Origin of the sequence: Photobacterium malacitanum (assembly GCF_900185615.1) — a bacterium.
Taxonomy (GTDB): Bacteria; Pseudomonadota; Gammaproteobacteria; order Enterobacterales; family Vibrionaceae; genus Photobacterium; species Photobacterium malacitanum.
The window spans coordinates 172,471-198,574 of the sequence record NZ_FYAK01000003.1 but is presented as its reverse complement, the minus strand read 5'-3'; the positions used below and the strand labels follow the sequence as shown (position 1 = coordinate 198,574).

Here is a 26,104-nt window from a genome sequence, read left to right as displayed (position 1 = left end):
ATGTTCGCTAACAGTTATGCCGTAAAAAACTGTAATTTGGCAGTGACTACGTTACGATATCGCCATCATCATTATCAGGAATTTTCATGAAAGCCATATTCTCAAGGATTGGAAAATTCTTCCTTGCTATCGGGAAGTTAATTAACTTTACTCGCAAATTTGTCCTCAACATTTTGTTCGTTTTTATTATTGGCGCGATCATTTTTGCATTAACCGATGAAGATAAACCTGCTGAGACCACACAGCCTTCAGCCTTAGTGCTTAATCTGTCTGGTCCGATTGTCGAACAAAAGAATTATGACAATCCATTTGACAGCGTTATGAATGAAGCATTAGGTAAGCCTGATGTGCAGCAGAATGTCTTGTTTGACATTGTTGAGGCGATTCGTGCTGCCGCAACAGATAAAGACATTACAGGCCTCGTACTTAATCTTAAAGGCATGTCTGAAACTAGCTTAACCAAAATGCGTTACATCGCTAAAGCTATCGAAGAATTTAAAGCTTCAGGTAAACCAGTTTATGCCTATGGCGATAATTACAGCCAAAGCCAATATTACTTAGCCAGTTATGCCGATAAGGTGTTCTTGTCCCCTGATGGTGGCGTTATGCTAACAGGCTACGGTACCTACACCCTATATTATAAGAGTTTGCTGGCTAAATTAGACGTGACCACTCATGTGTTCCGTGTTGGTACTTATAAGTCGTTTGTTGAACCTTATATTCGTGACGGCATGTCTGCGGCAGCAAAGCAAGCTAACACTGTATGGCTAACCCAGTTATGGGGCGCGTTCAGTGACGATGTTGCTCAAAATCGTAATATTAAACCGCAAACATTAACCCCAAATATTGATGAGTTTGTGACTCAGCTAGAATCTGTTAATGGTGATTTTGCCCAATTAAGTCAAAAATTAGGCTTGGTTGATTCACTGGTTACCCGTGATCAGATGACTCAATTTTTGATCAAAAAATTCGGTGCTAACGATAAACACAGCTTTAAACAAATTAGCTATTACGATTACTTACCGCTATTAGTCGATAATCAACAACCATCAACCAATAAAGTGGCGGTAGTTATCGTCGACGGTGCGATTGTCGATGGCAAAAGTAGCCAAGGATCTGCAGGTGGCGACACTATTGCAGCGCTATTACGTAAAGCACGTTTTGATAAGCAAGTAAAATCGGTGATCTTGCGAGTTGATAGTCCTGGAGGCAGCGCCTTTGCTTCAGAAATTATTCGTAATGAAGTTGACGCACTTAAAAAGGCGGGTAAACCAGTCGTCGTTTCAATGTCAAGCGTGGCGGCATCTGGCGGTTATTGGATCTCATCCAGTGCAGATGAAATTATTGCACAACCAACCACAATCACAGGTTCAATCGGTATCTTTGCTATTCTAACCACCTTTGAAAAAGGATTAGAAAAACTTGGCGTCTACAGCGACGGAGTTGGCACAACACCTTTCTCTGGTGTCGGTGTCACCCGTGCATTACCTGAAGGTGTAGCAAAAGTATTCCAGCTTGGGGTTGATAATGGCTATCAACGCTTTATAGGTTTAGTCAGTAAATACCGTCATATGACGTTGGCACAAGCCGATAAGATTGCTCAAGGCCGAGTGTGGACAGGTAAAGATGCGCAACAACGTGGCTTAGTTGATCAGCTTGGTGATTTTGATACTGCTATTACCGCAGCGGTTGAATTAGCAAAGGTGAAAGATTACCAGCTAGTATGGATGCAACAACCACTATCGCCAGTACAGCAGTTCTTTAAAGAATTATCAGGTGAAGTAAAAGTCCAACTAATGACAATGGTCTTTGGTGATATGCCGTCGACCCTAGCGCCAGTCACTAAAGTTGCCAACGATCTAACCTCATTAACGAATTTCAATGATCCTAATGGTCGTTATGCCTTCTGTTTAAACTGCAGTACGGTTAACTGACCCTAACAGTACAACAACCCGACCATGTTTTATTGGTCGGGTTGTTTACTTGGCTATCATTTGACACTCACTCTAGAAGCAGTAATTTACACCACAACAGCTCAATTAATCAGCACAGTTAACTACGATCACATTTTAACTCATACAATCGCACTGCAAATCTAACTAACCTCGCATCTTCATATAGTTTGCGTATAATACGCGCACTCATTCGTTCATTCTGAGCTCAAAATGGAAAGAAAACACATTTATATCGCTTATACTGGCGGCACTATTGGTATGCAAAAATCGGATCATGGCTATATTCCTGTTGCTGGTTTTATGCAGAAACAATTGGCAAGCATGCCAGAATTCCATCGTTCAGAAATGCCAGAATTCACTATCAATGAGTATTCACCACTCATCGACTCATCAGATATGACACCGATGGATTGGCAGCGCATTGCTGATGATATTAAAGCTAACTATGATAAATATGATGGCTTTGTTATTTTACATGGTACCGATACCATGGCTTACACCGCATCTGCGTTATCATTCATGTTTGAGAATTTAGACAAACCAGTGATTGTGACAGGCTCACAGATACCATTGGTTGAATTACGCTCTGATGGCCAAAGTAATCTGCTCAATGCTCTCCACATTGCTGCTAATTACCCGATAAATGAAGTCACGGTATTTTTCAATAATCAATTGATTCGTGGTAACCGCAGCACCAAAGCACATGCTGATGGTTTTGGGGCATTTATTTCACCAAACCTACCGCCATTGCTAGAGGCGGGAATCAATATTAGTGTTAATAGCATTGCTCAAATAGATAAAAAGCCAGAAGGTAGTTTTAAAGTACATACCATCACACCTCAACCGATTGGCGTGATCACTATGTATCCAGGTATTTCTCCAGAGGTGATTCGTAATACTTTACGCCAACCCGTAAACGCGATGATCTTACTCACCTTTGGCGTTGGTAATGCCCCCCAAAATAAAGAACTGCTTGAGCAATTAAAAGCGGCAACAGATCGTGGCGTTATCGTGATGAACCTAACCCAATGTCTATCAGGCAAAGTAAATATGGGTGGTTATGCTACAGGCTGTGCTCTGGCTGATGCAGGCGTATTAAGTGGCTATGATATGACGCCAGAAGCGGCACTGGCTAAATTGCATTATTTATTAAGCCAAAACCTAAGTACAGAAACTATTCGTAGCATGATGCAGCAAAATTTACGCGGCGAGTTAACTCACTAGTCGCGCTAGATCCCTCTACCACTATCAACAAAAAAGAGCCACTATGTTATATATAGTGGCTCTTTTTTGATAATGACTTTCTACCCCTGATTAGCACAAAGCCAACTACACTTATTGCAATACTATCGCTCATTGAGCCAAGCAATAAGTAATGACTATGATTTTACACGGCACATCAATTTCACCTTTTGTACGCAAAATAATGTTAGCGCTCAATTACAAAGGTATTCGTTACGAGCTTCAACCGCTTAATCCTTACCTTGAAAAAGAGTTAGCGCACAAACGGCACCCTATGGGGAAAGTCCCTGTACTTGAACATGGAAAGTTAACCATTATTGATTCAACGGTTATTGCGCATTATTTAGATGATATCTATCCGATTCCGCCGCTATATCCAGGCAATGCTCAACAACGCGCTCAAATACGCTGGCTCGAATCTTATGCTGCCACTCGAGTAACCTCGTTAATTGGCGGCGTGTTATTTTACCAAAAAGTCTTACGTCAAAAAATGCAGGGAAAAAGCTGTGATCACGATGCGGTTAATCAATGTTTAACTCACCACCTTCCTGATGTACTGCAATATCTCAATCAACAAATACCATCTCAAGGGTATATCAGCGATCATTTCTCAATAGCAGAGATTAGCTTATGGAGTGTATTTCGTAATGGTTGGATGAGTGGGCTGCGTTTACAGTCACACTATCCACAATTACATGCATATCTACAACGTATCGAACTTGAACCGTGGATTGCCAATCTTATCGCAGAAGAAGATCATCAATTACAAGATTTCTATTGTGAACCAATGATCTTACCGCAGCCATCAACCTCATAATTACAGCTGATCATGATCAAAACGGGCAATATCATTATCAGTAGTAGCATTATCATCGCGGCTAGATAAGTTGTCGTTACCAAAATCACGTTTAAATTCTGCTTTTGATTTAAACTTTATCTCACCGCCCGCTGCCACTGTCATATGATCAGGATTTATATTATGCCGTGATTGATATAGCATCACAGCTTGGATTGCACTATCCCGCAATTGTGGTGTTAGCACTGAACCATCGAGCCATTTCCCTGTTTCTACGGCGGTTAACATTCGCTGGTAAACCTCCGGTGTCATCGCGGCTAATAACTGACTAATATCCATATTGTTTCCTTATCTCGTCATCGTTAAATGACATCTACATCACACTCGTTTAAGTTACAGAAAACAAGCCATTTACAAAAGACAATTTAATGCTAAATTTATGCCTTCACCATTGCTAAGAAGTGCATACTTTGGCCATAGTATCTTTACCACTGACCATCACGCCTCGTTATAACATACCCACAATGAAGGCTATTTTATTACTGCCACTATTAGTCAGTGGCTGCTTTGATCGTTACCGTACTACTGATAGCCTATGTAATGATAATCCTCAATTATGCCAACCATTAAATCTTAATGATGGACAATGTCGAATTCAACGTACCAATCTCATTTGGCAACGTTATGCCACTCTACAAGCGCCAACAGATCAACAAAAATTCAAAGAACTGCAAGCAACCCAAGAATATCAATTCTGTCTAGAATATGCGGCAGGCATTGAACCGACCGAATTAAAACAACGAAAAACTAAACGGATACAAGCATTGCATCATAGTTATGAAGCTATCGATAGGCTTACTCAAGAATTACAGTCTTCGCAAGATCCACATATTATTTTTTATCGTTGGACGCAAGGAGACCAAACTGCGAAGCAACAATTTCTTGCCCTTGAAGGAAATACAAAACTTGAGCATCCGGAATTACAATTAGCGCTTGCTAGTTATTATATCGATAAAAATAAAACTAAGACGCTCAATATATTGCACCATAGCCTTAGTCTATATAAGGCTGATGATGATATTAATATCAATATATTACACACACTTGCGACATTATATTATCAACAAAAAAACACCGCAGCCGCATATGTGTGGACTAACGTTGCCAATCAATATCAACCAAATACACAACCTAAGACAGTAACGTCATCGATTAAAAATCGCTTTAATTTAACTGATAATGAGCGACAGAAATTAAATACTACTGTCACTAATATCATAAAAGCATTAAACAATGGTCAATATATTCAGACAACTATCAACCTACCAAACTAATTATCTGATGCAAACAGCAGTGAAATTGAGTTAACGCAAAACCGTTCACCTGTCGATGGCGGGCCATCAGGAAAAATATGCCCTAAATGGCTATCACATTCCGAACAGCGGATCTCAGTACGTACCATGCCATGGCTATTATCATTTAAATAACGAATACATTCTTTTGTAATAGGCGCATCAAAACTTGGCCAGCCACAACCGGAGTCATATTTATTGGCAGAAGAGAATAAAGATTGACCACAACAGGTACAGGAATAGATCCCTGTCTCACGGTTATGGAGCAATGTGCCACTAAAAGGTGCTTCAGTTGCTTGCTCACGACAAACTTGATAAGCCGCTGTAGATAACTTATCTCGCCAATATGCATTATCTTTTTTATTCATTCTGTATTGCCTTTTAAAAAAATTGTCACTAAACCGAATAAATATATTTGCTATTTAGGGTCACTGTACCACATACTTCCTGTGCAAAAAGTCACATAGACTCAAAAAGCATGTTTGGTTTTTGAATATATGATTAAAAGTTAATAATTACTGTGACGGTAATTTAAACAATATTTGTACAAATTACCGTCGTTGTAGTGGAAATGTAAAAAATATCCGAACTTTTTTTTGACCTTAAGCAATTTAAGCGATTTTTTTGCTTGCAGGCTTACAAAGGATTCTGTAATTTTACTACCAGTTATATTTCATTAGAAATTAAGTTGTGGAGCAAACTGTAATGACAATCAAAGTAGGTATTAACGGTTTTGGCCGTATCGGTCGTTTTGTTTTCCGTGCATCGCAAGAGCGTGCTGACATCGAAGTTGTTGGTATCAACGACCTAATCGACGTTGAATACATGGCATACATGCTTAAGTACGACTCAACTCACGGCCGTTTCAACGGTACTGTTGAAGTTGAAGGCGGTAACCTAATCGTTAACGGTAAAACTGTACGTGTTACAGCTGAGCGTAACCCTGCTGACCTTAAGTGGGATGCAATCAATGTTGACGTTGTAGCTGAAGCAACTGGTCTGTTCCTAACTGACGAGACTGCACGTAAGCACATCGAAGCTGGTGCTAAGAAAGTTGTTCTAACTGGTCCTTCTAAAGACGCAACTCCAATGTTCGTTATGGGCGTAAACGATTCAACTTACGCTGGTCAAGATATCGTTTCTAACGCTTCTTGTACTACTAACTGTCTAGCGCCTATCGCTAAAGTTCTTAACGACAACTTCGGTATCGTTTCTGGTCTTATGACAACTGTACACGCAACTACAGCTACTCAAAAGACTGTAGATGGTCCTTCTGCTAAAGACTGGCGTGGTGGTCGTGGTGCTGCTCAAAACATCATCCCATCATCAACTGGTGCTGCTAAAGCTGTAGGCGTTGTTCTTCCAGAAATCAACGGCAAACTAACTGGTATGGCTTTCCGCGTACCAACTGCTAACGTTTCTGTAGTTGACCTAACAGTTAACCTAGAAAAAGGTGCATCTTACGAAGCTATCTGTGCTGCTATGAAAGCTGCATCTGAAGGCGAACTAAAAGGCATTCTTGGTTACACTGAAGATGCAGTTGTTTCTACTGACTTCAACGGCGACACTCGCACTTCAATCTTTGATGCTGCTGCTGGTATCGCACTTAACGATAACTTCGTTAAAGTTGTATCTTGGTACGACAACGAAATCGGTTACTCAAACAAAGTTCTTGACCTAATCGCTCACATCTCTAAGTAATAATGTAAGCAATTAGCAGACTTTCTTTGAAAGCTGATAGTAAGAGGCGACGCTTAAGAGTGTCGCCTTTTTTATATCTAAAATATAGTCGCTCATCGCGAATTTCGCGCTATTTCTACACCGAATCATTAATTAGTATGTTATAAAACAAACAACTAAATGCACGCTTAAACCATAAAAAGCGAAACAAAAAGATCAGAATCGTAACAAAAATAACAAATAACTTTCTATATCCTTTGATATTTTAAAACGAAAAATAAGTTTCCATTGTTAATGATTTTGAGTCAAATTTAGACAAAAACATTAACAATAGGCGCTGGTGCCACTCAACATTAAGGAAAAGCAGATGGATTTACGTCAACTTTCGACAATTAATGCATTATCTGATGCTATTACCGTATGTGAATATCAAGGCGTGAAGATTATTCGCATCATTCACCCAATGCTAGAAGCCGGTATTTCTCTCCACGGCGGTCATTTGCTTTGGTTTAAACCTGCAGGTGAAAAAGACCTCATTTGGTTAAGCGAAGAAGCTGAATTTGATATAACAAAAGCGATTCGTGGTGGCATTCCTGTCTGCTGGCCATGGTTCGGCAAAGCTGCTGCACCATCACATGGCTTTGCTCGTACTAGTGAGTGGACATTATCGCAACACCGTGAAAATGATAATGGTGTTATTGTTACTTTAACCCTAGAAGACGATCAAAACACACGTGCAATTTGGCCACATAAGTTCCATAACCAAATGACGTTTGAAATGAGTACTGAGTTAAATGTTAGCCTAACATCAACTAATACAGACACTCAGCCTTGGTCATATGGTGGTGCATTACACACTTACTTTAATATTGCTGATATTAATGCTGTTACAGTCACTGGCATGGGTGAAGAATACCTCGATAGCACTCAAGCAGGAAAAATTTGTCAGGGTGGTGATGTGTTAACATTCAATGCCGAAACAGATCGTGTTTATACACATCCTCAAACAACAATTGAAGTTAATGACAAAAACAACCAGCGTACTATTTTGGTAACTAATCAGGGTAATAACGCCGCTGTTATTTGGAACCCTTGGCAAGAACTATCTATCAGCATGGGTGATATGGCCAACAACAGTTTTGAAACAATGGTATGTGTCGAATCAACTATTCATACGCCAACCATTGAATTACAACCAGGACAAACGCACACGCTATCTACACGCATTGCTGTTCAGCACTAAGTTATCATTCATTTATTGCTAGCAAGCAATGTTGCCTTGCTAGCGATTTATGCCAGCATCGTGGCTGTCGATTGAATCAGTACCCACCCATTACCATCAGGATCATTAAACGTCGCAAAACGTCCTTCCATCATGGTAATAATTTCTGATAATGCCACGCCTTTACCACTCAACTCTTGGTGGGTTAACTGAATATCATGTGTTTGAACCACTAACCCTTGCACTCCCCCAGCTTTCATACCCGCAAATGGTTTTACTAAACTGATCGTCGTTTCTGCGCCTTTAGGGACTAATTGTACCCACCGCGTGTGTTGATTATCAGCATGATCTCTAATCAATTCAAAGCCTAATACATCACGGTAAAATTGCAGCGCCTGATTTTGATCAGACACAGGAATCGAGACTGTGTCGACACGACAAATAGCCATAGCATCTTGCTCCATATTCAAAAAACAATATCGCTCATCATCTATTGAGATTAAGTCAGCTACGACAATTTTGTAAAAAAAATACGCTCTGTAACCAAAATTCTTACAATTTTTCATTTACTCTTGTTCTTAAGACAGAACAAAAAAACACACTAATGACAAAAAAACACAATAAAACTATAACTGACAGTAAAACTAATTTATTAATTCAATATAAGCATACGACATAGTCATAAACACCATTAAAAACACCCAACCAAGAACTAACAACCTAATAACATAACCATCAATTAAAACAAAACAAACAATCACATAAAACCAAAACTTGCAACAATTTTGCTTGCGAACCCCCTAAAATTCAAGGATAGTGGTTGATATTGGTTACTTAACCAGCAATTTAATTCCCTTTCTTCTAAACATAATTATTTACCAACCAGTAACTCTACAATACAAAGTGATGAGTTCAGGCTAGGCTTAAATAAGTAAGCAATGCAAAAACATCATGTTTTTCATTAGTTACTCTTAAATATAAGAACGATTCAGGGGGCATACTATGAGTATTTTTGACCACTATCGTCAGCGCTACGAAGAAGCTAAGGACGAAGAGCTTTCATTACAACAATTCCTTGATATCTGTAAAGACGATCGAAGTTCTTACGTCAATGCAGCAGAGCGTCTTCTAATGGCCATCGGCGAGCCAGAAATGATTGATACAGCGCAAGATCCACATCTTAGTCGCTTGTTTTCAAATCGCGTTATATCACGCTACGACACCTTTAAAGACTTCTACGGCATGGAAGAAGCCATTGAACAGATTGTTTCTTATCTTAAGCACGCAGCACAAGGGCTTGAGGAACGAAAGCAAATTTTGTACTTACTCGGTCCTGTTGGTGGCGGTAAATCATCACTTGCTGAAAAACTAAAAAGTTTAATGCAAAAAGTGCCTATTTACATTTTGACGGCCAATGGCGAGCGCAGTCCTGTTAACGATCATCCTTTTTGCTTATTTGATAAACACGAAGATGGTGGATTGCTAAGAGATGAATACGGTATTCCTGAGCGTTATTTAAATACCATTATGTCACCCTGGGCGGCAAAACGGTTACATGAGTTTGGTGGCGATATAACGAAATTTAAAGTGATAAAAGTTCGCCCATCCATTCTTGACCAAGTGGGTATTGCAAAAACAGAGCCTGGCGATGAAAACAACCAAGATATTTCATCATTAGTGGGTAAAGTGGATATTCGTCAGCTTGAGCACTTCTCTCAAGATGATCCAGATGCTTATAGTTATTCTGGTGCGCTATGTAAAGCAAACCAAGGTTTGATGGAGTTTGTCGAGATGTTTAAAGCGCCGTTAAAGGTGCTGCATCCATTATTAACGGCGACGCAAGAAGGCAACTATAACGGTACCGAAGGGCTCTCTGCATTGCCTTTTGATGGCATGATTTTGGCGCACTCAAACGAATCAGAGTGGCAAACATTCCGTAATAATAAAACTAACGAAGCCTTCCTCGATCGTGTTTATATCGTGAAAGTACCTTACTGTTTACGAGTTTCTGAAGAAATTCGAATTTACGAAAAACTACTACAAAACAGTGAGCTATCATCCGCCCCATGCTCACCAAGTACGCTTGAAATTCTTGCTCGCTTCACGGTGTTATCTCGCCTTAAAGAGCCAGAGAATTCTAGCGTTTATTCAAAAATGCGTGTTTATGATGGTGAAACACTCAAAGACACCGATCCAAAAGCAAAATCTTATCAAGAGTACCGCGATTACGCTGGTGTCGATGAAGGCATGAATGGTCTCTCAACCCGTTTTGCCTTTAAGATCCTATCTCGAGTATTTAACTTTGATCATGCCGAAGTCGCGGCTAACCCCGTGCATCTTTTTTATGTGCTTGAGCAACAGATTGAACGTGAACAATTCCCACAAGATGTTGCCGAAAAATACCTTGAACATCTCAAAGGCTTTTTAACGCCTAAATATGTTGAGTTTATTGGTAAGGAAATTCAAACAGCCTACCTTGAATCTTATTCCGAATATGGCCAGAACATTTTTGACCGTTATGTCAGTTATGCTGACTTCTGGATTCAAGATCAAGAATACCGCGATCCAGATACTGGCCAACTGTTTGATCGTTCAGCACTCAATAATGAACTAGAGAAAATAGAAAAACCTGCAGGCATTAGTAATCCAAAAGATTTCCGTAATGAAATCGTTAATTTTGTACTTCGTGCGCGTGCTAACAATGCCGGTAAAAACCCTAACTGGACCAGTTATGAAAAACTGCGCACTGTCATTGAGAAAAAAATGTTCTCAAATACAGAGGAGCTATTACCGGTTATTTCCTTTAACGCCAAAACATCAACCGATGAACAGAAAAAGCATGATGACTTTGTTGCTCGTATGATGGAAAAAGGCTACACCCGTAAGCAGGTACGTTTATTGTCTGAATGGTACTTACGCGTGCGTAAGTCGTCGTAGCCAACTGACAACAAAGGGGGGTACTATGGCACATTTTATTGATCGAAGGCTCAACGGTAAAAATAAGAGCACCGTCAATCGCCAACGTTTTTTACGCCGCCACAAACAGCAAATAAAAGAGTCTATTGCTGATGCGGTAAATAAACGCTCGATTACTGATGTCGATAGTGGTGAGGATATAACCATCCCCTCTCGCGACATTAGTGAACCAATATTTCATCAAGGTAAAGGTGGGCAACGTGAAGTCGTCCACCCAGGTAATGACCAATTTATTACCGGTGATCGCATTGAGCGTCCACAAGGAGGTGGCGGTCAAGGCGGAGCTGGAGAAGGTCAAGCAAGCCCTGATGGTGATGGCCAAGATGATTTTGTTTTTCAAATATCTAAAGATGAATATCTTGATTTATTATTTGAAGATTTAGAACTACCTAATTTACAGAAAAATGCCATTAATCAGTTGGTCGAATGGAAAACATTCCGCGCTGGTTATAAATCACAAGGTGTACCATCTAATATTGCTATCGTAAAATCATTGCAAAACTCACTCGCTCGACGAACAGCAATGACAGCAGGTAAGCGCCGTAAAGTACGTGAACTTGAACAAGCGCTTGAGTTACTGTTTACCACTGAACCCGCTCAACCTTTTGAAGAAGAGCGTATTAAGCAAGAAATTGCTGCTTTACGGAAAAAAATCAATAGTACACCGTTTATAGATACTTTTGACTTACGTTATAAGAACTATGAACGTCGTCCGCAGCCATCAAGCCAAGCTGTGATGTTCTGCTTAATGGATGTCTCTGGCTCGATGGATCAGGCAACTAAAGATATCGCTAAGCGTTTTTATATATTGCTGTATCTATTTTTAAACCGTACTTACAAAAATGTCGAAGTGGTATTTATTCGCCACCACACTCAAGCCAAAGAAGTCGATGAGCATGAGTTTTTCTATTCTCAAGAAACAGGCGGCACTATTGTGTCAAGCGCATTAAAAATGATGCATGACATCGTTAAACAACGCTATCGCCCTGAAGAATGGAACATCTATGCAGCACAAGCATCTGATGGCGATAACTGGGCAGATGACTCGCCAGGCTGTCGAGAGTTACTGGATAAACACATCCTGCCACTAACGCGTTATTACTCATATATTGAGATCACGCGTCGAGCACATCAAACACTGTGGCGAGAGTATGAAGCTTTACATAGCGGACACGAAAATTTTGCAATGCAGAATATAAAGACTGTCGATGATATTTTCCCAGTGTTTAGGGAATTATTTAAAAAACAAGTTAGTTAATTCATACCATTTCATCAAACTGAATATAATCGGCACCACAATAAACACCGTGCCGATTATCACTCTTTATCAGTTAAATAATGGATAAACATGGGGAGATTGAGTGATGGCAATAACGACAACAACAAAACCACTCAGTGATGGACCAGATTGGACGTTTGATTTGCTTGAACAATATCACGTTGAAATTAAACGTGTTGCTGCACACTATCGTCTTGATACTTACCCAAATCAAATTGAAGTTATCACAGCCGAACAGATGATGGATGCTTATTCCAGTATTGGCATGCCAATCAACTATCATCATTGGTCATTTGGTAAACGTTTTATTGAAACAGAACGTGGCTATAAACACGGTCAAATGGGATTAGCCTATGAAATAGTGATTAATTCAGATCCTTGTATCGCTTATTTGATGGAAGAAAATACCATTACCATGCAAGCGTTAGTAATGGCACATGCCTGCTATGGACATAATTCTTTCTTCAAAGGTAATTACCTTTTTAAAACTTGGACCGATGCCAGCTCAATTATTGATTACCTACTATTTGCTCGTAAATATATCACTGAATGTGAGGAAAAATATGGTGTTAATGATGTTGAGAAGCTCCTCGATTCTTGTCATGCACTGATGAATTACGGGGTTGATCGCTACAAACGCCCACAAAAAATATCATTAGTAGAAGAAACTGCTCGCCAAAAAGCACGAGAAGATTACCTGCAATCTCAAGTCAACTCTCTATGGCGAACAATACCTCAACACCAAGCAAAAGAAACAATTATTGAAGAAGAACGCTTCCCTGCCGATCCTCAGGAGAATATTCTCTATTTCTTTGAAAAGCATGCGCCATTACTTGAACCTTGGCAACGAGAGCTCGTTCGTATTGTACGTAAAGTTAGTCAATATTTTTATCCACAAAAACAAACCCAAGTAATGAACGAAGGCTGGGCTACATTTTGGCATTACACTATTTTAAATCACCTTTATGATGAAGGTTTAGTTACCGATCGATTCATTATGGAGTTTTTACATAGCCATACTAACGTGGTAGCACAACCTGAATATAATAGCCCTTACTACAATGGTATTAATCCCTATGCGTTAGGTTTTGCGATGTTCCAAGATATACGTCGAATTTGTGAAAACCCAACCGAAGAAGACAAATATTGGTTTCCAGATATCGCAGGCTCTGATTGGCTTGAGACGCTACATTTTGCGATGGAAAACTTCAAAGATGAAAGTTTTATCAGCCAGTTTTTATCACCTAAAGTAATGCGTGATTTTAAACTGTTTGCTGTTAACGATGATGATCGTCATAACTATGTCGAAGTCAGTGCGATACATAATGAAGAAGGTTATCGTATGATTCGTGAGAAATTATCATCACAGTATAATCTCAGTAATAACGAGCCTAATTTACAAATTTGGAATGTCGCATTACGCGGTGATCGCTCACTGACATTACGCTATATTCCCCATAACCGTATTCCGCTTGCGGAAAGTCATACTGAAGTAATAAAACATTTACATCGGTTATGGGGCTTTAACGTTACTTTAGAAGAAGAATTACCAGATGGACGTGGAAAAATAATTGCAACCTGCCCTGCCAATACTCAATATAATACCGATATATAATTAATAAAAACCGCCTTGTTTATTATATCAAGGCGGTTTTATTATTTTATGATAAATTTAATATCTTAGAACTTATATGTGGTACCAACGTACCAGCTACCAACTGATTGATCATAATCTTTATGATTCGCTTTATCTTCAAGCGTATAGAAGTCAGCCTCATAAGCCACACGCATACCTAAGCCTGGGATTTGTTTAATTTGATACTCTACACCAGCACCTAAACGAACTAAGCCGCCATCCTTTTTAAAACCTCCAGATTTAATAAACATTTGACCTAAACCTGCAGTTGCAAAAGGACGTAAACCATTATCAAACGTATAACCAACATTCGCTGCAATACTGTATGACTGTTGTTTAACTTTAAAATTACTTTTCTCGCCTTCAGAGACGATATTATATTTAGTATCACCATAAGAAGTATATTGTGCTTCAATAGAAACTATACGGTTAAATTGGTAACCCGTAATTACTTTATATGCAGCATCTGATTTAGTTGAAATACCAATGCCATGTTCCTTAGACATTTCTGATGAAACTTTATCATGGAAATCTGTTGTACCTACACCGCCACCAACATAAAAACCTTTGTACTTATTTACTGCTGTATTATTTTCGCTAGCGACTGCATATGAAGATAATAATGAACACATTACTGTTGCTACGACTAATTTTTTCATGAGATATAAATCCAAATTGGGTATAAAAAAGAGCAGCAATAGTACAAATTCATTTCAAAGAAAAACAAACCAAAACAAAACCATCACTAAACAAAACACAAAGTGATTAAAAATTAAAACAAAAAATTTCAAATAAAGTTAATAAAAACAATAAAAATAATTTTACACATCAAAAAATATCTGGATTAAATCGGTAAAAAATAAGAATATCGATTATGTTCAATATATTTATAAAATACAGCTAGGCTAATTTTTATAACAAACCATATCAAATACATCATTTTTATTCATTGAGTAGAAATACATCTTGTTGCCTAACTTCTTATAAGCATACGATATACTATAGCCCTGATAATCTTGATAACTCTTATTTATATTACTGTCCTGAACTTGTTTAACTAATCTTACTCGATCAAAATTTAACGTTATTTCATTATCTTTTTTATTATATTTACCTTCGTAAAATACCTCTGCCGGTGATATTACACCCTTACTTTTTTCTACTGTTATATATTCATGAATCATAAAGCTATCTTCAGAGCTAAAGGTGAAAATCATATACTCTGTAATATTACTATATTCAGAATAAGCTTTAGATATAAAACTATTTTTAGATTGATCACAATACCATCGTGTCGTCACGAGACTGTCTTTTTTAAAATTTAAAACACTAAATCCAAGTAATAACATAATGATTATTATCAACAACGTAATATTTATTACTTTCAACATACAACATTTTTCCCTAACAAATAGTCATTTAATTTATCACCAAGATCATTTTTAATATATTCAGACATTCTAAAATTAAACGCTCTTCCATCATGAGTAATAATAAAGATAACTAATCCAACATGGTTCTTTATTCTAGTGTTATTATAAAACCTCACATAAACTTCAGAATTACAAATTGGAGCAAGTCCCTTTTTAAGTGATTTAATAATTTCACTCTCATCTAATCTACTATTGTTTATAGTATGGATATAAGTGTTATTGCTGTTTATATTGACGGTTTTAGAATAGCTTGATGTATTAACAAAATATGGTCGTGATTTAATTTCGCCATACTTATAAAAAATAAAACTTATCATTAAACCCAAGACAAACAATAATAATAATGTTGTTTTATAACTCGTAAACCAGATAACCTTAGATAGTTTACGTTCAAGAGATATAGCCGTCGAACTGCTATTAATCATTTGTTCTTGATCAATAAATTCTATTGCATCAGCGGCGCTATTATTGCCTCCTTTTTGTATATCTTCGATATTCTCAATAACGTCAAGCAAATATCCAGATTTACTGACAGTCGTAATAGTGAAAACATCAGGACAGTTTTTATGCAATATTTTTCTTAGTTTAGAAATAACATTGGTTAACGCCTGTTCAGATACAATAACATCCCCCCAGCATTGAGATAATAAATAATCTTTCTCAACACATTGTCCTTGATGTTCTAATAATAATACAAAGACATCACTCACTCTTGGCGTAAAATACTCGCTATAGCCATTTTCATGTGTCAATACTCGCGTTGAACGGTCATAACGAATAGGGCCAATTTGATATATTTCACTGCTGATCATGGTAATATTACTTTTAACATAACGTATAACTAATTATCAGTTATATTAACATCTTTATCCAATAGGATATGCCGTTTATAAAAAAAGAGAGCTAATAAGCTCTCTTTTTTATTGATATCTGCACGATGTATATTTATTGCTCTTCTTCGTATAAATATTTAGAGATTTTAACGCGATGGGTATACCAAATCGCACCACTTTCTCGGCCATATTTTTTAATACGATCAGCAACTAATTCTGGTTGATGATTATCACAATATGCTTGTAAATCACCATAAAAATTAAGTGCTAATTGACAAGCTTCTGGATTCATAAAGTAATAGCCGCCAACGCGAGTATAAATTTTACGAAGTCCATTGATTGTTAGCACATAAAGCGTGTTACCTGATTTACCTGCCATGCCTTGGAATAGGCGGTAATCATAGTAGTTAAAAGCGCGTGCTCGACAAATTTCCTCACATAACTGAGGATCATTCTTACCGTATTTATCAACGATTTTTTTTACTTCTTGCAGTAAATCTAATCGATCATCACTATTTTCAATAAACTCAGCAAAACTCTCAGCGGCTAATAATCGCTGACATGATTCAATGACATGTTGAATTAATTCGCTAGAGTTATCTGGATTACCTTTGACAGCATAGCGCATAAAAACACTACTAATATCCGTACGAGCAGCCAATAAATCAGCTAAAACTCGTTGGACATCCTGTCCATCTAATGTGATTAACGTATCAAGTATGCTTAAACCTGAAGTATCCATGTAATTATTAACACGGGTCGGTTTACCATGCTGAATCGTTAGCCAACCATCTCGTGCCAGACGCTGTAATACTTCACGTAATGTTGTGCGAGTTACACCAATCAATTCCGAAAGTTCACGCTCAGCAGGAAGAATAGAGCCCTGAGGAAAGTGATTATTCCAGATACTTTCAATAATGTATTTCTCAGCAAACGTCGCTGGGCTATCTGCCTTAATAACCATCTAAGTTCAATCCAATTCGCTTCTTGCTTATGTTATTTGTTAACACTCATCATACCACTAGTTCTTCAATTGCTGAAATCTAGTCTATAAGTCTGACACTAAGCAGATAGATATGTACAAAAATAAACCATCTACACCATTTGCAGCCAAATTAATGGCACTATTTTATCAGCTTGCAATATTTTACCTGCAATATTCTGTATATTGTAACGCTAATGTCTTAGGTATCGCCCTCAGTTTGTGATGAAAATGTCATAATAATTTTACATGTATGTGTCTGCAGTTGACTAATAGAATTCAGTCGGTAGAGTTATCATTAACACACTGGGAGCAAATGGACGCTGCTGCCTGCTTTAAGTTAAGTATCATCATTTTATCTATGGTGTTTATCTTAAAGAACTTAATCACTACTGAAAATTTTTAGCATGATGCCATTAATTGTCAGTTGATTAGTGCTAGCAAGCCTTCGTACCATTTCATACCTTCAAATTTGCACTAATAATAAGAGATTTAAACATGGCCATATCGCTAGGGAATGCCTTTATAAAAAACTTTTTAGGTAAGGCACCTGACTGGTACAAGATTGCAATCATTTCTTTTCTTATCATTAACCCATTGGTTTTCTTTCTCGTTGATCCTTTTGTTGCTGGGTGGTTATTGGTAGTAGAGTTTATCTTTACTCTCGCAATGGCACTTAAATGTTACCCTCTTCAACCGGGTGGCTTACTGGCTATTGAAGCCGTCGCTATCGGTATGACCAGTGCAGAACAAGTCAAACACGAACTTGTCGCCAATATCGAAGTATTATTACTGCTGGTATTTATGGTTGCTGGCATCTATTTTATGAAGCAGTTGCTACTGTTTATTTTTACTAAAATACTCATTAGCATTAAGTCAAAGATCCTACTTTCACTGGCTTTTTGTGTTATGGCAGCCTTCCTATCAGCCTTTCTTGATGCACTAACAGTTATCGCTGTAGTGATCAGTGTTACTGTTGGCTTCTATAGCATCTATCACAAGGTTGCTTCAGGACAAGATCCTAATGCTAATCACGATCATACCGATGATGATCATGTTCAAGAACTCAGCCGTAATGATCTTGAAAACTATCGCGCCTTTTTACGCAGTCTATTAATGCACGCTGGTGTAGGTACTGCACTTGGTGGCGTGATGACAATGGTTGGTGAACCACAAAACTTAATCATTGCCGATCAAGCAGGCTGGCAATTCGGTGAGTTTATTATTCGTATGTCACCTGTCACTATTCCAGTGTTCATTTGTGGCCTCTGTACTTGTGTATTGGTTGAGAAATTTAAAGTCTGTGGTTATGGCGCCAAATTACCTGAAAATGTGCGTGCGATTTTAGTTGATCTTGATAACGAAGAGCGTAAAAGCCGTACTAACCTTGATTATGCCAAACTGATCGTCCAAGGCATTATTGCAGTATGGCTTATCGTTGGCCTAGCAATGCACTTAGCTGCAGTGGGGTTAATTGGTCTAACCGTGATTATTTTTGCTACCGCATTTACTGGAATAACAGAAGAGCATGCTTTAGGTAAAGCATTTGAAGAAGCATTACCTTTTACTGCGTTATTAGCTGTCTTCTTCTCAGTCGTTGCTGTGATCATTGATCAACAGTTATTTACGCCGATTATCAGCTGGGTATTAACCCTTGAAGGTAGTGCACAATTAACCATGTTCTATATTGCTAATGGCTTATTGTCGATGGTTTCCGATAATGTGTTTGTCGGTACTGTTTATATTAACGAAGTAAAATCAGCATTAGTTAATGGTGTGATTAATCGTAATCAATTTGATATGTTAGCGGTTGCTATCAACACGGGTACCAACTTACCGTCAGTAGCGACACCGAATGGTCAAGCTGCCTTCTTATTTGTACTTACCTCTGCACTTGCGCCTTTGATCCGTCTCTCTTATGGACGCATGGTTTATATGGCCCTGCCTTATACGATTGTGCTGACCTTTGTTGGCTTAGCCGGTATTGAATTATTATTGGTTCCAATGACAGATTGGTTCTACAGCATGGGCTGGTTAACACAAGCAACAGTCAATGCAGCTGCAGCTATTCCTGCTGTCGGTCATTAAAAAGCGATAACCAGTTAATGCTGATTTACTTATCTTTAGAGCTATGCTTGAATAACACTCAATAACTTTCAAGGCCCTGATATTCAGGGTCTTGTTTTATCCAGTTAGTCATTAGAGTACCGATAATGCAAGTGCTTAATTCTTTTTCAAAAACACGTTTAGCTTGGTTACTACTGCTGTTATCAATTATTTTCTTTGAAAGTTCAGCACTGTTTTTTGAACATGTCATGAACCTTGCACCTTGTGTGATGTGTGTTTATGAACGTGTTGCTATGATGGGGATTGGCATTGCTGCGCTAATCGGTCTGCTTGCACCTCGCAATGGTATATTACGTTGGATTGGTTTAGCGGGTTGGGGCTATGGCGCATTCCGTGGTTTAGAGCTAGCCTATGAGCATGTAGGATACCAGTTTAATCCATCACCCTTTGCAACCTGTGATTTGTTTGTTCAATTTCCATCATGGGCACCATTGAACCATTGGGTACCGTGGATGTTTGAAGCTTATGGCGATTGCGCCAAGGTAGTTTGGACCTTCCTTGATCTGTCAATGCCACAATGGCTAGTGATTATTTTTGCTGCCAATCTGATTGTGTGGGCAATAATGGTTATTGCGCAGTTTTTTGGTCACAAACGCTAAGTTAATATTCAAATGAAATAAAAAGCGAAGCTTTAAGCTTCGCTTTTTTGATCACTCTTTTAGGCAATATCATGTGGTTGATGGCGTGGCGTCACTCACCAGCACAAATATGATCATGTAGCGCTGCAATAATAGGATAATCTGCAGCACAAAAACGGTAACGTTCCAATTGTGCCAATTCAACCCATGCCATTTGCTGATGGTTATTTAATTGAATCTCACCCTGCTGCCACTGGGTTAAATAACCTTTCAGTTCAATCACTTTATCGCCATAATCAAATACGCTATCAGCAAGCCAGACACCGGTTGTTGTGCTAATCGCTAACTCTTCATACAGTTCACGTTCTAGCGCCTGCGCAGGTGTTTCACCTACCTCAACTTTACCGCCAGGAAATTCCCACAAGCCGCCTTGACTGGCATTTTCTAACCGCTGCGCAATAAAGTAATAACCGTCTTTTTCGATCACACCAGCAACAACAACTAGATGCGGTTTATGCTCAGGCATTACAGCGTTTTACCACAGCATTGTTTAAACTTTTTACCACTTTCACATGGGCATGGATCATTACGCCCAATACCTTTAAACGGATTGATTGCTTGTGCGCCAGCGCCAATCTGCAACTGATCAGCCGCCATCATAACCTCTGTTAGCATTAAAGGTAATTGAGCATACAACTCGCTTGGTGCTGGCATCCCCGTAACACCCGCTTGTTCCATTTGTGCTAACGTTTGTGCTTCGTCCACCAGCAACATTAATGTGGTCAATAATGCAGATAACATTCGCATAGTGCCATCAGACACTGTTTGCTGCTGCCAATTAGGCTCAATGAATGTCCATACAGCTAAAAAGCCTTGGGCAAACTCACGTAATGCAACCTGATTAGTACCATCTTGTTGCCAAATCAAACTCGCTGGCAGTTGATATTCACCCGCCTTAACGAATCGATATTGCATTTCAAAATGATTCAGAATCACCACTTTATCGGCATCATCAACCGTTACCGTTGCTGCATCATCGCCACCACCGTTAATTAATGCAGATAGCCATACTTCTGGCTCCATTGGCTTTGGGTTAGCATTTGCGGCAAATAAAGCACCTTCAATAAAAGCGGCCGACATACCTTGCCATTGAGCAGGTAAGGTCATTAATGTGTTCATGGACTGTCCTAGTTAATTCTTTTGATTCATTTTAGGGATATTATACGTCGAATATGCGTGACAACAGCGATTACTGCACCATAAATTACCTTCAATGATTGAAATTTGATGCACTTAAAAGCAAATTAGATAAAAATACGCTATTTATAGTCTTCGACTTATTATGATGGATACACGTATGTCACCCCATTCACTGAACGCGATTATAGCTGGAGCCAGTGGCTTAGTCGGTACAGAGCTATTACATCAACTACTCGATCACCCCCGTTTTAATCACATTTACGCATTGACCCGTCAGTCACTTCCTTTTCATAGTAAGAAATTACATCAAATTATAGACAGTCAATTACGTATTATTGCTTGGGAAGATGATCAACCAGTACCTGAATATGGTTTTATCTGTTTAGGCACAACTAAAAAAAAGGCAGGGACTAATCAAGCTCTTGAAGCGATAGATGTTGATTTAGTCAAAAGTGTGGCAATTACCATGAAAAATCTTGGAGTTAGACACCTCATCATCGTTTCAAGCTTAGGGGCATGTAAGCATTCACCGTCGCATTATTTACGTTGCAAAGGCAGAATGGAGCAAGCGCTAACAGCACTAGGGTTTGAACATTGTGTTTTTGTGCGCCCAGGCCCGCTTAAAGGTGAACGCAATACGCCACGTAAAGATGAACTCGCCATTCAACGTATTTTTGAAACCATTCACCCAATAATGCTAGGCCCACTCAAACACTTCACGCCAATTCCTGCAGAAGATGTGGCTACCAGCATGGTAAAGATGGCCATTGCGTGCGATAAGCACCACTTACAGGCTACAACAATTATTTCAGGCCATCATTTACGGTCAATATAAAAACAAAGATGACAAATAACCTAACTCGCACTAGACTCTTGCCCCTTAGCAAATTTACTGAGTAGAGCAACCACCCCAATGCGAGTTATTTTAGGCCCGATGGAAGGCGTATTAGATCACCTAATGCGCGAGATGCTAACCGAAATTAATGACTATGACCTCTGTGTCACTGAATTTGTACGTATTATTGATAGCCTCTTACCTAATAGTGTTTTCTATCGTTTATGTCCTGAATTACACCAAGGTGGTAAAACACGCTCTGGCACACCGGTGCGAGTGCAATTACTTGGTCAAAACCCTCAGTGGATGGCTGAGAATGCTCATCGCGCTTGTAATCTCGGTTCAGCGGGTGTCGATATAAACTTTGGTTGTCCAGCCAAAGCGGTTAATAAAAGCCGTGGCGGTGCGGTATTACTGAAAGAGCCCGAGCTCATCTATCAAATCGTTAAAGCGACCCGCGCAGCAGTAAACCCAACGAAGCCTGTGACCGCAAAGGTACGTTTAGGTTGGGATGATCCACAGCAATGCTTTGAGATTGCCGATGCGATTGCTCAAGCTGGCGCTGATGAAATGGTCGTCCATGCGCGCACTAAAGATGATGGCTATAAAGCAGACACCATCAAATGGGATTATATTCGTCAACTTCGTCAACACGTCACATTACCCATTATTGCCAATGGTGAGGTATGGAGCCATGCCGATGGTCAAGCTTGCTTAGCTGCGACTAATACCGATGCTTTAATGGTTTGTCGTGGTGCATTGAACTTACCTAACTTAGGCAATGTGGTGAAACATAATCAAGCACCAATGACATGGGAGCAAGTATTAGCTCTGCTATTAACTTATTCTCAATTTGAGATAAAAGGTGATAAAGGCTTATATTATCCAAATCGAGTTAAGCAATGGTTCGCTTACCTGCGCCACCAATACCCACAGGCTAAGCTATTATTCACCGACATTCGTTGCCTAAATAAAGCAGCACCAATTATTGAACGATTACAGCAAGCTCAACAACAATTGTAATCGCGCACTTATTTTCCCCTCTTGCATTCATTCTTGTATCGAGGGGGGAAATAGACACCTTACGCCAACACTCAATGACAACGCCAGTAACAAAAAAAACTTCACTGAGCTAATTTTTGAGCCATTCTTTAAAACATCCATCTATAAAAAAAGGATTAATAATGCGCTGGAAGAACTCCCGCCAAAGTTCAAATATTGAAGATCGACGTGGCGACAGCCCGCGTCAAGCCACCACATCCAGTGCGGGATTATTACGCTTAATCCCATTACTCATGCGCAGCAAAGGCGGACGAGTTATATTAGTCATTGGCGCTCTATTCTTTGCTTACCAATATATCACTGGTGGCGGTAACTCTTTGGGTATTCAACAATCATCGTCATCTAAAACAGCGCCAGTACAGTTAAATGATCAAAACAAGCAGTTTGTAGCAGCTATTCTTGGCTCAACAGAAAGTATTTGGAATAAACAGCTGGCAGGCAAATACCAACCACCGACATTGGTGTTGTATAACAATATTACCCATACAGGTTGTGGTACAGGCTCAGCACAGTCAGGCCCTTTTTATTGTCCTGCTGATCAAAAAATCTATCTTGATCTTGGCTTTATCGATGAGTTAAAAAAACTCGGCGCACCTGGTGATTTTGCATTTGCATATGTGATTGCACATGAAGTGGGTCACCATGTACAAAAACTGCTCGGCACCAGTGATAAAGTATCCCAACTGCAGCGACGTAGTGATAAACGCACCGCCAATCAGCTCAGTGTGAAATTAGAGCTTCAAGCTGATTGCTATGCCGGCGTTTGGGGTCATTATGTTAACCAACAAGGCATGCTTGATGAGGGAGATCTTGAAGAAGGCCTTAATGCAGCGAGTGCCGTTGGTGACGACCGATTACAAAAAATGGCAGGACAAGCGGTACAACCGGATGCGTTTACCCATGGCAGTTCAAAACAGCGTATTGCCTGGTTTCAAAAAGGATTTAAAAGCGGCGATCCTCGTGCTTGTAACACTTTTAGTCAGCCTTAATTCCCCCTTGATTGCTTACTGTTGATCGGGACTTCAAATAGCGGCTTACATCTTATTGATAAGCCGCTGTGATCAGCATATTTTAGATAATCACATTTATTTACAATTATAGGTTTTCTCTCCACCACTATTCCATATAACGTCATAGTCTAAGTATGGTTACTTATATATGAACGCAGGTAGTTTTATTTCTATAGGGAAAATAGAATGTTCAAAAAAAGTTTGTTGGTCTTACTGTGCTCGTTTTCGGCTTACGCGCAGGCTGGATTTGAGGTTGTAACTTTAGGGAGTAAGGGCGGTATTCAAGATGGTAATTTAACTGCTTTTCTGCTCAAAGACAGCCGTGATACAAATTACATCACCCTTGATGCCGGAACAGTAGTCAATGGCCTTATTGTCGCAGAAGAAAAACAAGCCTTTAAAGATATTGAGATCCCCAAAAACTCGCCATATACCAATGTCGGTTATGTCCTACGTGAAAAAATTAAAGGCTATCTAATTAGCCATGCGCACCTTGATCACCTTGCAGGAATGATCATAGCTTCCCCCGATGATAGTCATAAATATATTTATGGTTTACCGTCAGTCAATGAAACCATTGCTAACACTTACTTCAATTGGCAGGCATGGCCAAATTTTGGTAATAAAGGCCAAGGCTATCAATTAGGCAAATACCAATACCGTGATTTATCAGCACAAACATGGCTACCGATTAAAGACACCTCTTTACAAGTTAAAGCCTTACCGTTAAGTCATGCTGGTATTGAATCGTCAGCATTTGTTATTAAAAATAACCAACAGCAAATCATGGTCTATCTTGGCGACACTGGTGCTGATAGCGTTGAGCAAAGCGACCACCTCAATAGTTTATGGTCAACGTTAGCCCCTTATATTAAGAATAAACAATTAAAAGGGATAATGATTGAAACCTCTTTCACTAATAAAGTGCCTGAGCGTTCTTTATATGGTCATTTAACCCCTAAATTATTATTAGAAGAGTTAGCAGTACTTGAATATAAGGCTGGTGGCAAAGGCAGTTTAGCTGGACTACCGATTGTGATCACCCATATAAAATATAGCTTGCTGAAAGACATAAATCCTCAAGCAATTATTAAACAGCAACTTAATGACGGTAACAGCCTTGGAGTAAGCTTCCATTTCCCCGCGCAAGGCGAACGCTTTAGCTTATAACAACGTACGGTATAACTTACCCTCTAAAACTGTGGTCAGTATTTATTGGCCACCAAAAACTTTAAATAAATCCATATAAAACATGATTTTATATATAATCAAACACTAGTAATAAACATGTAATATACTATTTATAATTTTTGTTAGCCGACAGCTAACCGAGAATATTGAGATAGTAGCGAGAGTCAAAAGACCAAATACAATAAAACCGCCATGCTCGGCGGTTTTATTAGTGATAGAACGGCAGTTATTAATCTATGAACGTTTCAAAAGGTAAATTGAAATACTCACCGAAGCCTTTTGCTTGAGCTAAGTTAATAGCTCTTTTGCCATTCAGAATCTCGCTGATCACGCTTTGAGGCGCGATATGTTTTAAATCAGATTGTTTAAGCTCCTTAATATCCATCAAGCCCTTTAGCATCTCAGCAGCAGGAACTTTAGGCATAATTAAATGGTTAGCTTCAAATTCTTCGATGCGGTCTGAAATTGCATGAGCATAAACCATGCAAACATCAGTTTCAGAGGTCGCCATATCCATTAGCTCGTCCATTAATTCAGCACGTTCTAACACTTCCGCTTCGGTTTCAATTGGTTTCGTTGAATAGTTAAATAAAGTTAGGGCATTCTGTGCGTAGTCGCTTAGGACATCTGACATTGCCTCAAACATGCCGCTTAGATTTGCGGTGTTCAATCCAACATTTTCATGGTGTTTAATCATAACTGCTCCCAAATATAC

The 26,104-nt window shown here is 39.0% G+C and carries 25 protein-coding genes; 15 read left to right on the top strand and 10 right to left on the bottom strand.

Annotated elements, in window-relative coordinates; translation table 11 throughout:
- Positions 1–86 precede the first annotated feature (86 nt).
- The 3 genes from sppA to PMAL9190_RS10300 all read left to right on the top strand — a co-directional run bounded on the left by sppA (position 87) and on the right by PMAL9190_RS10300 (position 4,014).
- A complete protein-coding gene (gene sppA, locus PMAL9190_RS10310) occupies positions 87–1,934 on the top strand; it encodes a signal peptide peptidase SppA (RefSeq protein ID WP_087845120.1) in 1,848 nt (615 codons plus the stop codon).
- A 231-nt stretch (positions 1,935–2,165) separates the two neighbouring features.
- Positions 2,166–3,179: an asparaginase gene (gene ansA, locus PMAL9190_RS10305; protein ID WP_087845119.1), complete on the top strand. Its 1,014-nt coding sequence runs from the start codon at positions 2,166–2,168 to the stop codon at positions 3,177–3,179.
- Between the two features lie 151 nt (positions 3,180–3,330).
- The gene (locus PMAL9190_RS10300) at positions 3,331–4,014 is read left to right on the top strand and encodes a glutathione S-transferase family protein (protein ID WP_235004342.1); all 684 of its coding nucleotides are present in this window, start codon (positions 3,331–3,333) and stop codon (positions 4,012–4,014) included.
- Here the strand turns inward: PMAL9190_RS10300 and PMAL9190_RS10295 are convergent, their stop codons facing one another.
- Positions 4,015–4,332: a YeaC family protein gene (locus PMAL9190_RS10295; protein WP_087845118.1), complete on the bottom strand. Its 318-nt coding sequence runs from the start codon at positions 4,330–4,332 to the stop codon at positions 4,015–4,017.
- Positions 4,333–4,463: 131 nt separating this feature from the next.
- Between PMAL9190_RS10295 and PMAL9190_RS10290 the strand changes: the two genes are divergently transcribed.
- Complete coding sequence (locus PMAL9190_RS10290) at positions 4,464–5,327, top strand: DUF2989 domain-containing protein (protein ID WP_235004341.1); 864 nt, start codon at positions 4,464–4,466, stop codon at positions 5,325–5,327.
- Here PMAL9190_RS10290 and msrB read toward each other — a convergent pair.
- Entirely contained in the window at positions 5,324–5,713 is a 390-nt protein-coding gene (gene msrB / locus PMAL9190_RS10285; protein WP_087845116.1) for a peptide-methionine (R)-S-oxide reductase MsrB, read from the bottom strand. The two genes, PMAL9190_RS10290 and msrB, sit on opposite strands and share 4 nt — an antisense overlap.
- Positions 5,714–6,050: 337 nt before the next feature.
- Here msrB and gap point away from each other — a divergent pair, with 337 nt between their 5' ends.
- Entirely contained in the window at positions 6,051–7,046 is a 996-nt protein-coding gene (gap, locus tag PMAL9190_RS10280) for a type I glyceraldehyde-3-phosphate dehydrogenase (protein ID WP_087845115.1), read from the top strand.
- A gap of 346 nt (positions 7,047–7,392) precedes the next feature.
- The gene (locus PMAL9190_RS10275; RefSeq protein ID WP_087845114.1) at positions 7,393–8,268 is read left to right on the top strand and encodes a D-hexose-6-phosphate mutarotase; all 876 of its coding nucleotides are present in this window, start codon (positions 7,393–7,395) and stop codon (positions 8,266–8,268) included.
- 47 nt (positions 8,269–8,315) lie between these two features.
- Here PMAL9190_RS10275 and PMAL9190_RS10270 read toward each other — a convergent pair whose 3' ends face one another.
- On the bottom strand, positions 8,316–8,696 hold the full coding sequence (locus PMAL9190_RS10270; protein ID WP_087845282.1) for a VOC family protein: 381 nt from the start codon (positions 8,694–8,696) through the stop codon (positions 8,316–8,318).
- 553 nt (positions 8,697–9,249) lie between these two features.
- Between PMAL9190_RS10270 and PMAL9190_RS10265 the strand changes: the two genes are divergently transcribed.
- The 3 genes from PMAL9190_RS10265 to PMAL9190_RS10255 all read left to right on the top strand — a co-directional run bounded on the left by PMAL9190_RS10265 (position 9,250) and on the right by PMAL9190_RS10255 (position 14,117).
- A complete protein-coding gene (locus PMAL9190_RS10265; RefSeq protein WP_087845113.1) occupies positions 9,250–11,184 on the top strand; it encodes a PrkA family serine protein kinase in 1,935 nt (644 codons plus the stop codon).
- A gap of 25 nt (positions 11,185–11,209) precedes the next feature.
- Complete coding sequence (locus PMAL9190_RS10260) at positions 11,210–12,481, top strand: YeaH/YhbH family protein (RefSeq protein WP_087845112.1); 1,272 nt, start codon at positions 11,210–11,212, stop codon at positions 12,479–12,481.
- Positions 12,482–12,587: 106 nt separating this feature from the next.
- Complete coding sequence (locus tag PMAL9190_RS10255) at positions 12,588–14,117, top strand: SpoVR family protein (RefSeq protein ID WP_087845111.1); 1,530 nt, start codon at positions 12,588–12,590, stop codon at positions 14,115–14,117.
- A gap of 65 nt (positions 14,118–14,182) precedes the next feature.
- Here the strand turns inward: PMAL9190_RS10255 and PMAL9190_RS10250 are convergent, their stop codons facing one another.
- From PMAL9190_RS10250 to fadR, 4 genes are all read right to left on the bottom strand, one after another.
- A complete protein-coding gene (locus PMAL9190_RS10250) occupies positions 14,183–14,797 on the bottom strand; it encodes an outer membrane beta-barrel protein (protein ID WP_087845110.1) in 615 nt (204 codons plus the stop codon).
- A 246-nt stretch (positions 14,798–15,043) separates the two neighbouring features.
- Positions 15,044–15,529: a hypothetical protein gene (locus PMAL9190_RS10245; RefSeq protein WP_087845109.1), complete on the bottom strand. Its 486-nt coding sequence runs from the start codon at positions 15,527–15,529 to the stop codon at positions 15,044–15,046.
- Entirely contained in the window at positions 15,523–16,383 is an 861-nt protein-coding gene (locus tag PMAL9190_RS10240; RefSeq protein WP_087845108.1) for a winged helix-turn-helix domain-containing protein, read from the bottom strand. Before PMAL9190_RS10240 ends, PMAL9190_RS10245 begins: the two co-directional genes overlap by 7 nt.
- 133 nt (positions 16,384–16,516) lie before the next feature.
- On the bottom strand, positions 16,517–17,368 hold the full coding sequence (fadR, locus tag PMAL9190_RS10235; protein ID WP_065168125.1) for a fatty acid metabolism transcriptional regulator FadR: 852 nt from the start codon (positions 17,366–17,368) through the stop codon (positions 16,517–16,519).
- Positions 17,369–17,884: 516 nt separating this feature from the next.
- Here fadR and nhaB point away from each other — a divergent pair.
- Both nhaB and dsbB read left to right on the top strand, forming a co-directional pair.
- Entirely contained in the window at positions 17,885–19,474 is a 1,590-nt protein-coding gene (gene nhaB / locus PMAL9190_RS10230) for a Na(+)/H(+) antiporter NhaB (RefSeq protein WP_087845107.1), read from the top strand.
- A 125-nt stretch (positions 19,475–19,599) separates the two neighbouring features.
- A complete protein-coding gene (gene dsbB, locus PMAL9190_RS10225) occupies positions 19,600–20,112 on the top strand; it encodes a disulfide bond formation protein DsbB (protein WP_087845106.1) in 513 nt (170 codons plus the stop codon).
- A 91-nt stretch (positions 20,113–20,203) separates the two neighbouring features.
- Here the strand turns inward: dsbB and PMAL9190_RS10220 are convergent, their stop codons facing one another.
- Positions 20,204–20,617, bottom strand: a complete 414-nt coding sequence (locus tag PMAL9190_RS10220; RefSeq protein ID WP_087845105.1) for a (deoxy)nucleoside triphosphate pyrophosphohydrolase — start codon at positions 20,615–20,617, stop codon at positions 20,204–20,206.
- On the bottom strand, positions 20,617–21,270 hold the full coding sequence (locus PMAL9190_RS10215; RefSeq protein WP_087845104.1) for a YecA/YgfB family protein: 654 nt from the start codon (positions 21,268–21,270) through the stop codon (positions 20,617–20,619). Before PMAL9190_RS10215 ends, PMAL9190_RS10220 begins: the two co-directional genes overlap by 1 nt.
- Positions 21,271–21,448: 178 nt before the next feature.
- On the opposite strand from PMAL9190_RS10215, the gene PMAL9190_RS10210 reads away from it, so the two are divergent.
- The 4 genes from PMAL9190_RS10210 (at position 21,449) to PMAL9190_RS10195 (ending at position 25,368) form a co-directional block, all read left to right on the top strand.
- Positions 21,449–22,126 (top strand): NAD(P)H-binding protein, encoded by a 678-nt coding sequence (locus tag PMAL9190_RS10210; RefSeq protein ID WP_087845103.1) that lies wholly within the window; start codon positions 21,449–21,451, stop codon positions 22,124–22,126.
- Positions 22,127–22,204: 78 nt separating this feature from the next.
- Complete coding sequence (dusC, locus tag PMAL9190_RS10205) at positions 22,205–23,149, top strand: tRNA dihydrouridine(16) synthase DusC (RefSeq protein ID WP_087845102.1); 945 nt, start codon at positions 22,205–22,207, stop codon at positions 23,147–23,149.
- 161 nt (positions 23,150–23,310) lie between these two features.
- Positions 23,311–24,177: a KPN_02809 family neutral zinc metallopeptidase gene (ypfJ, locus tag PMAL9190_RS10200; protein ID WP_087845101.1), complete on the top strand. Its 867-nt coding sequence runs from the start codon at positions 23,311–23,313 to the stop codon at positions 24,175–24,177.
- A gap of 207 nt (positions 24,178–24,384) precedes the next feature.
- Positions 24,385–25,368, top strand: a complete 984-nt coding sequence (locus tag PMAL9190_RS10195) for an MBL fold metallo-hydrolase (protein WP_087845100.1) — start codon at positions 24,385–24,387, stop codon at positions 25,366–25,368.
- Between the two features lie 250 nt (positions 25,369–25,618).
- Here PMAL9190_RS10195 and PMAL9190_RS10190 read toward each other — a convergent pair whose 3' ends face one another.
- Positions 25,619–26,086, bottom strand: coding sequence for a helix-turn-helix domain-containing protein (locus PMAL9190_RS10190; RefSeq protein WP_087845099.1), 468 nt, complete (start codon positions 26,084–26,086; stop codon positions 25,619–25,621).
- Positions 26,087–26,104: the final 18 nt, after the last annotated feature.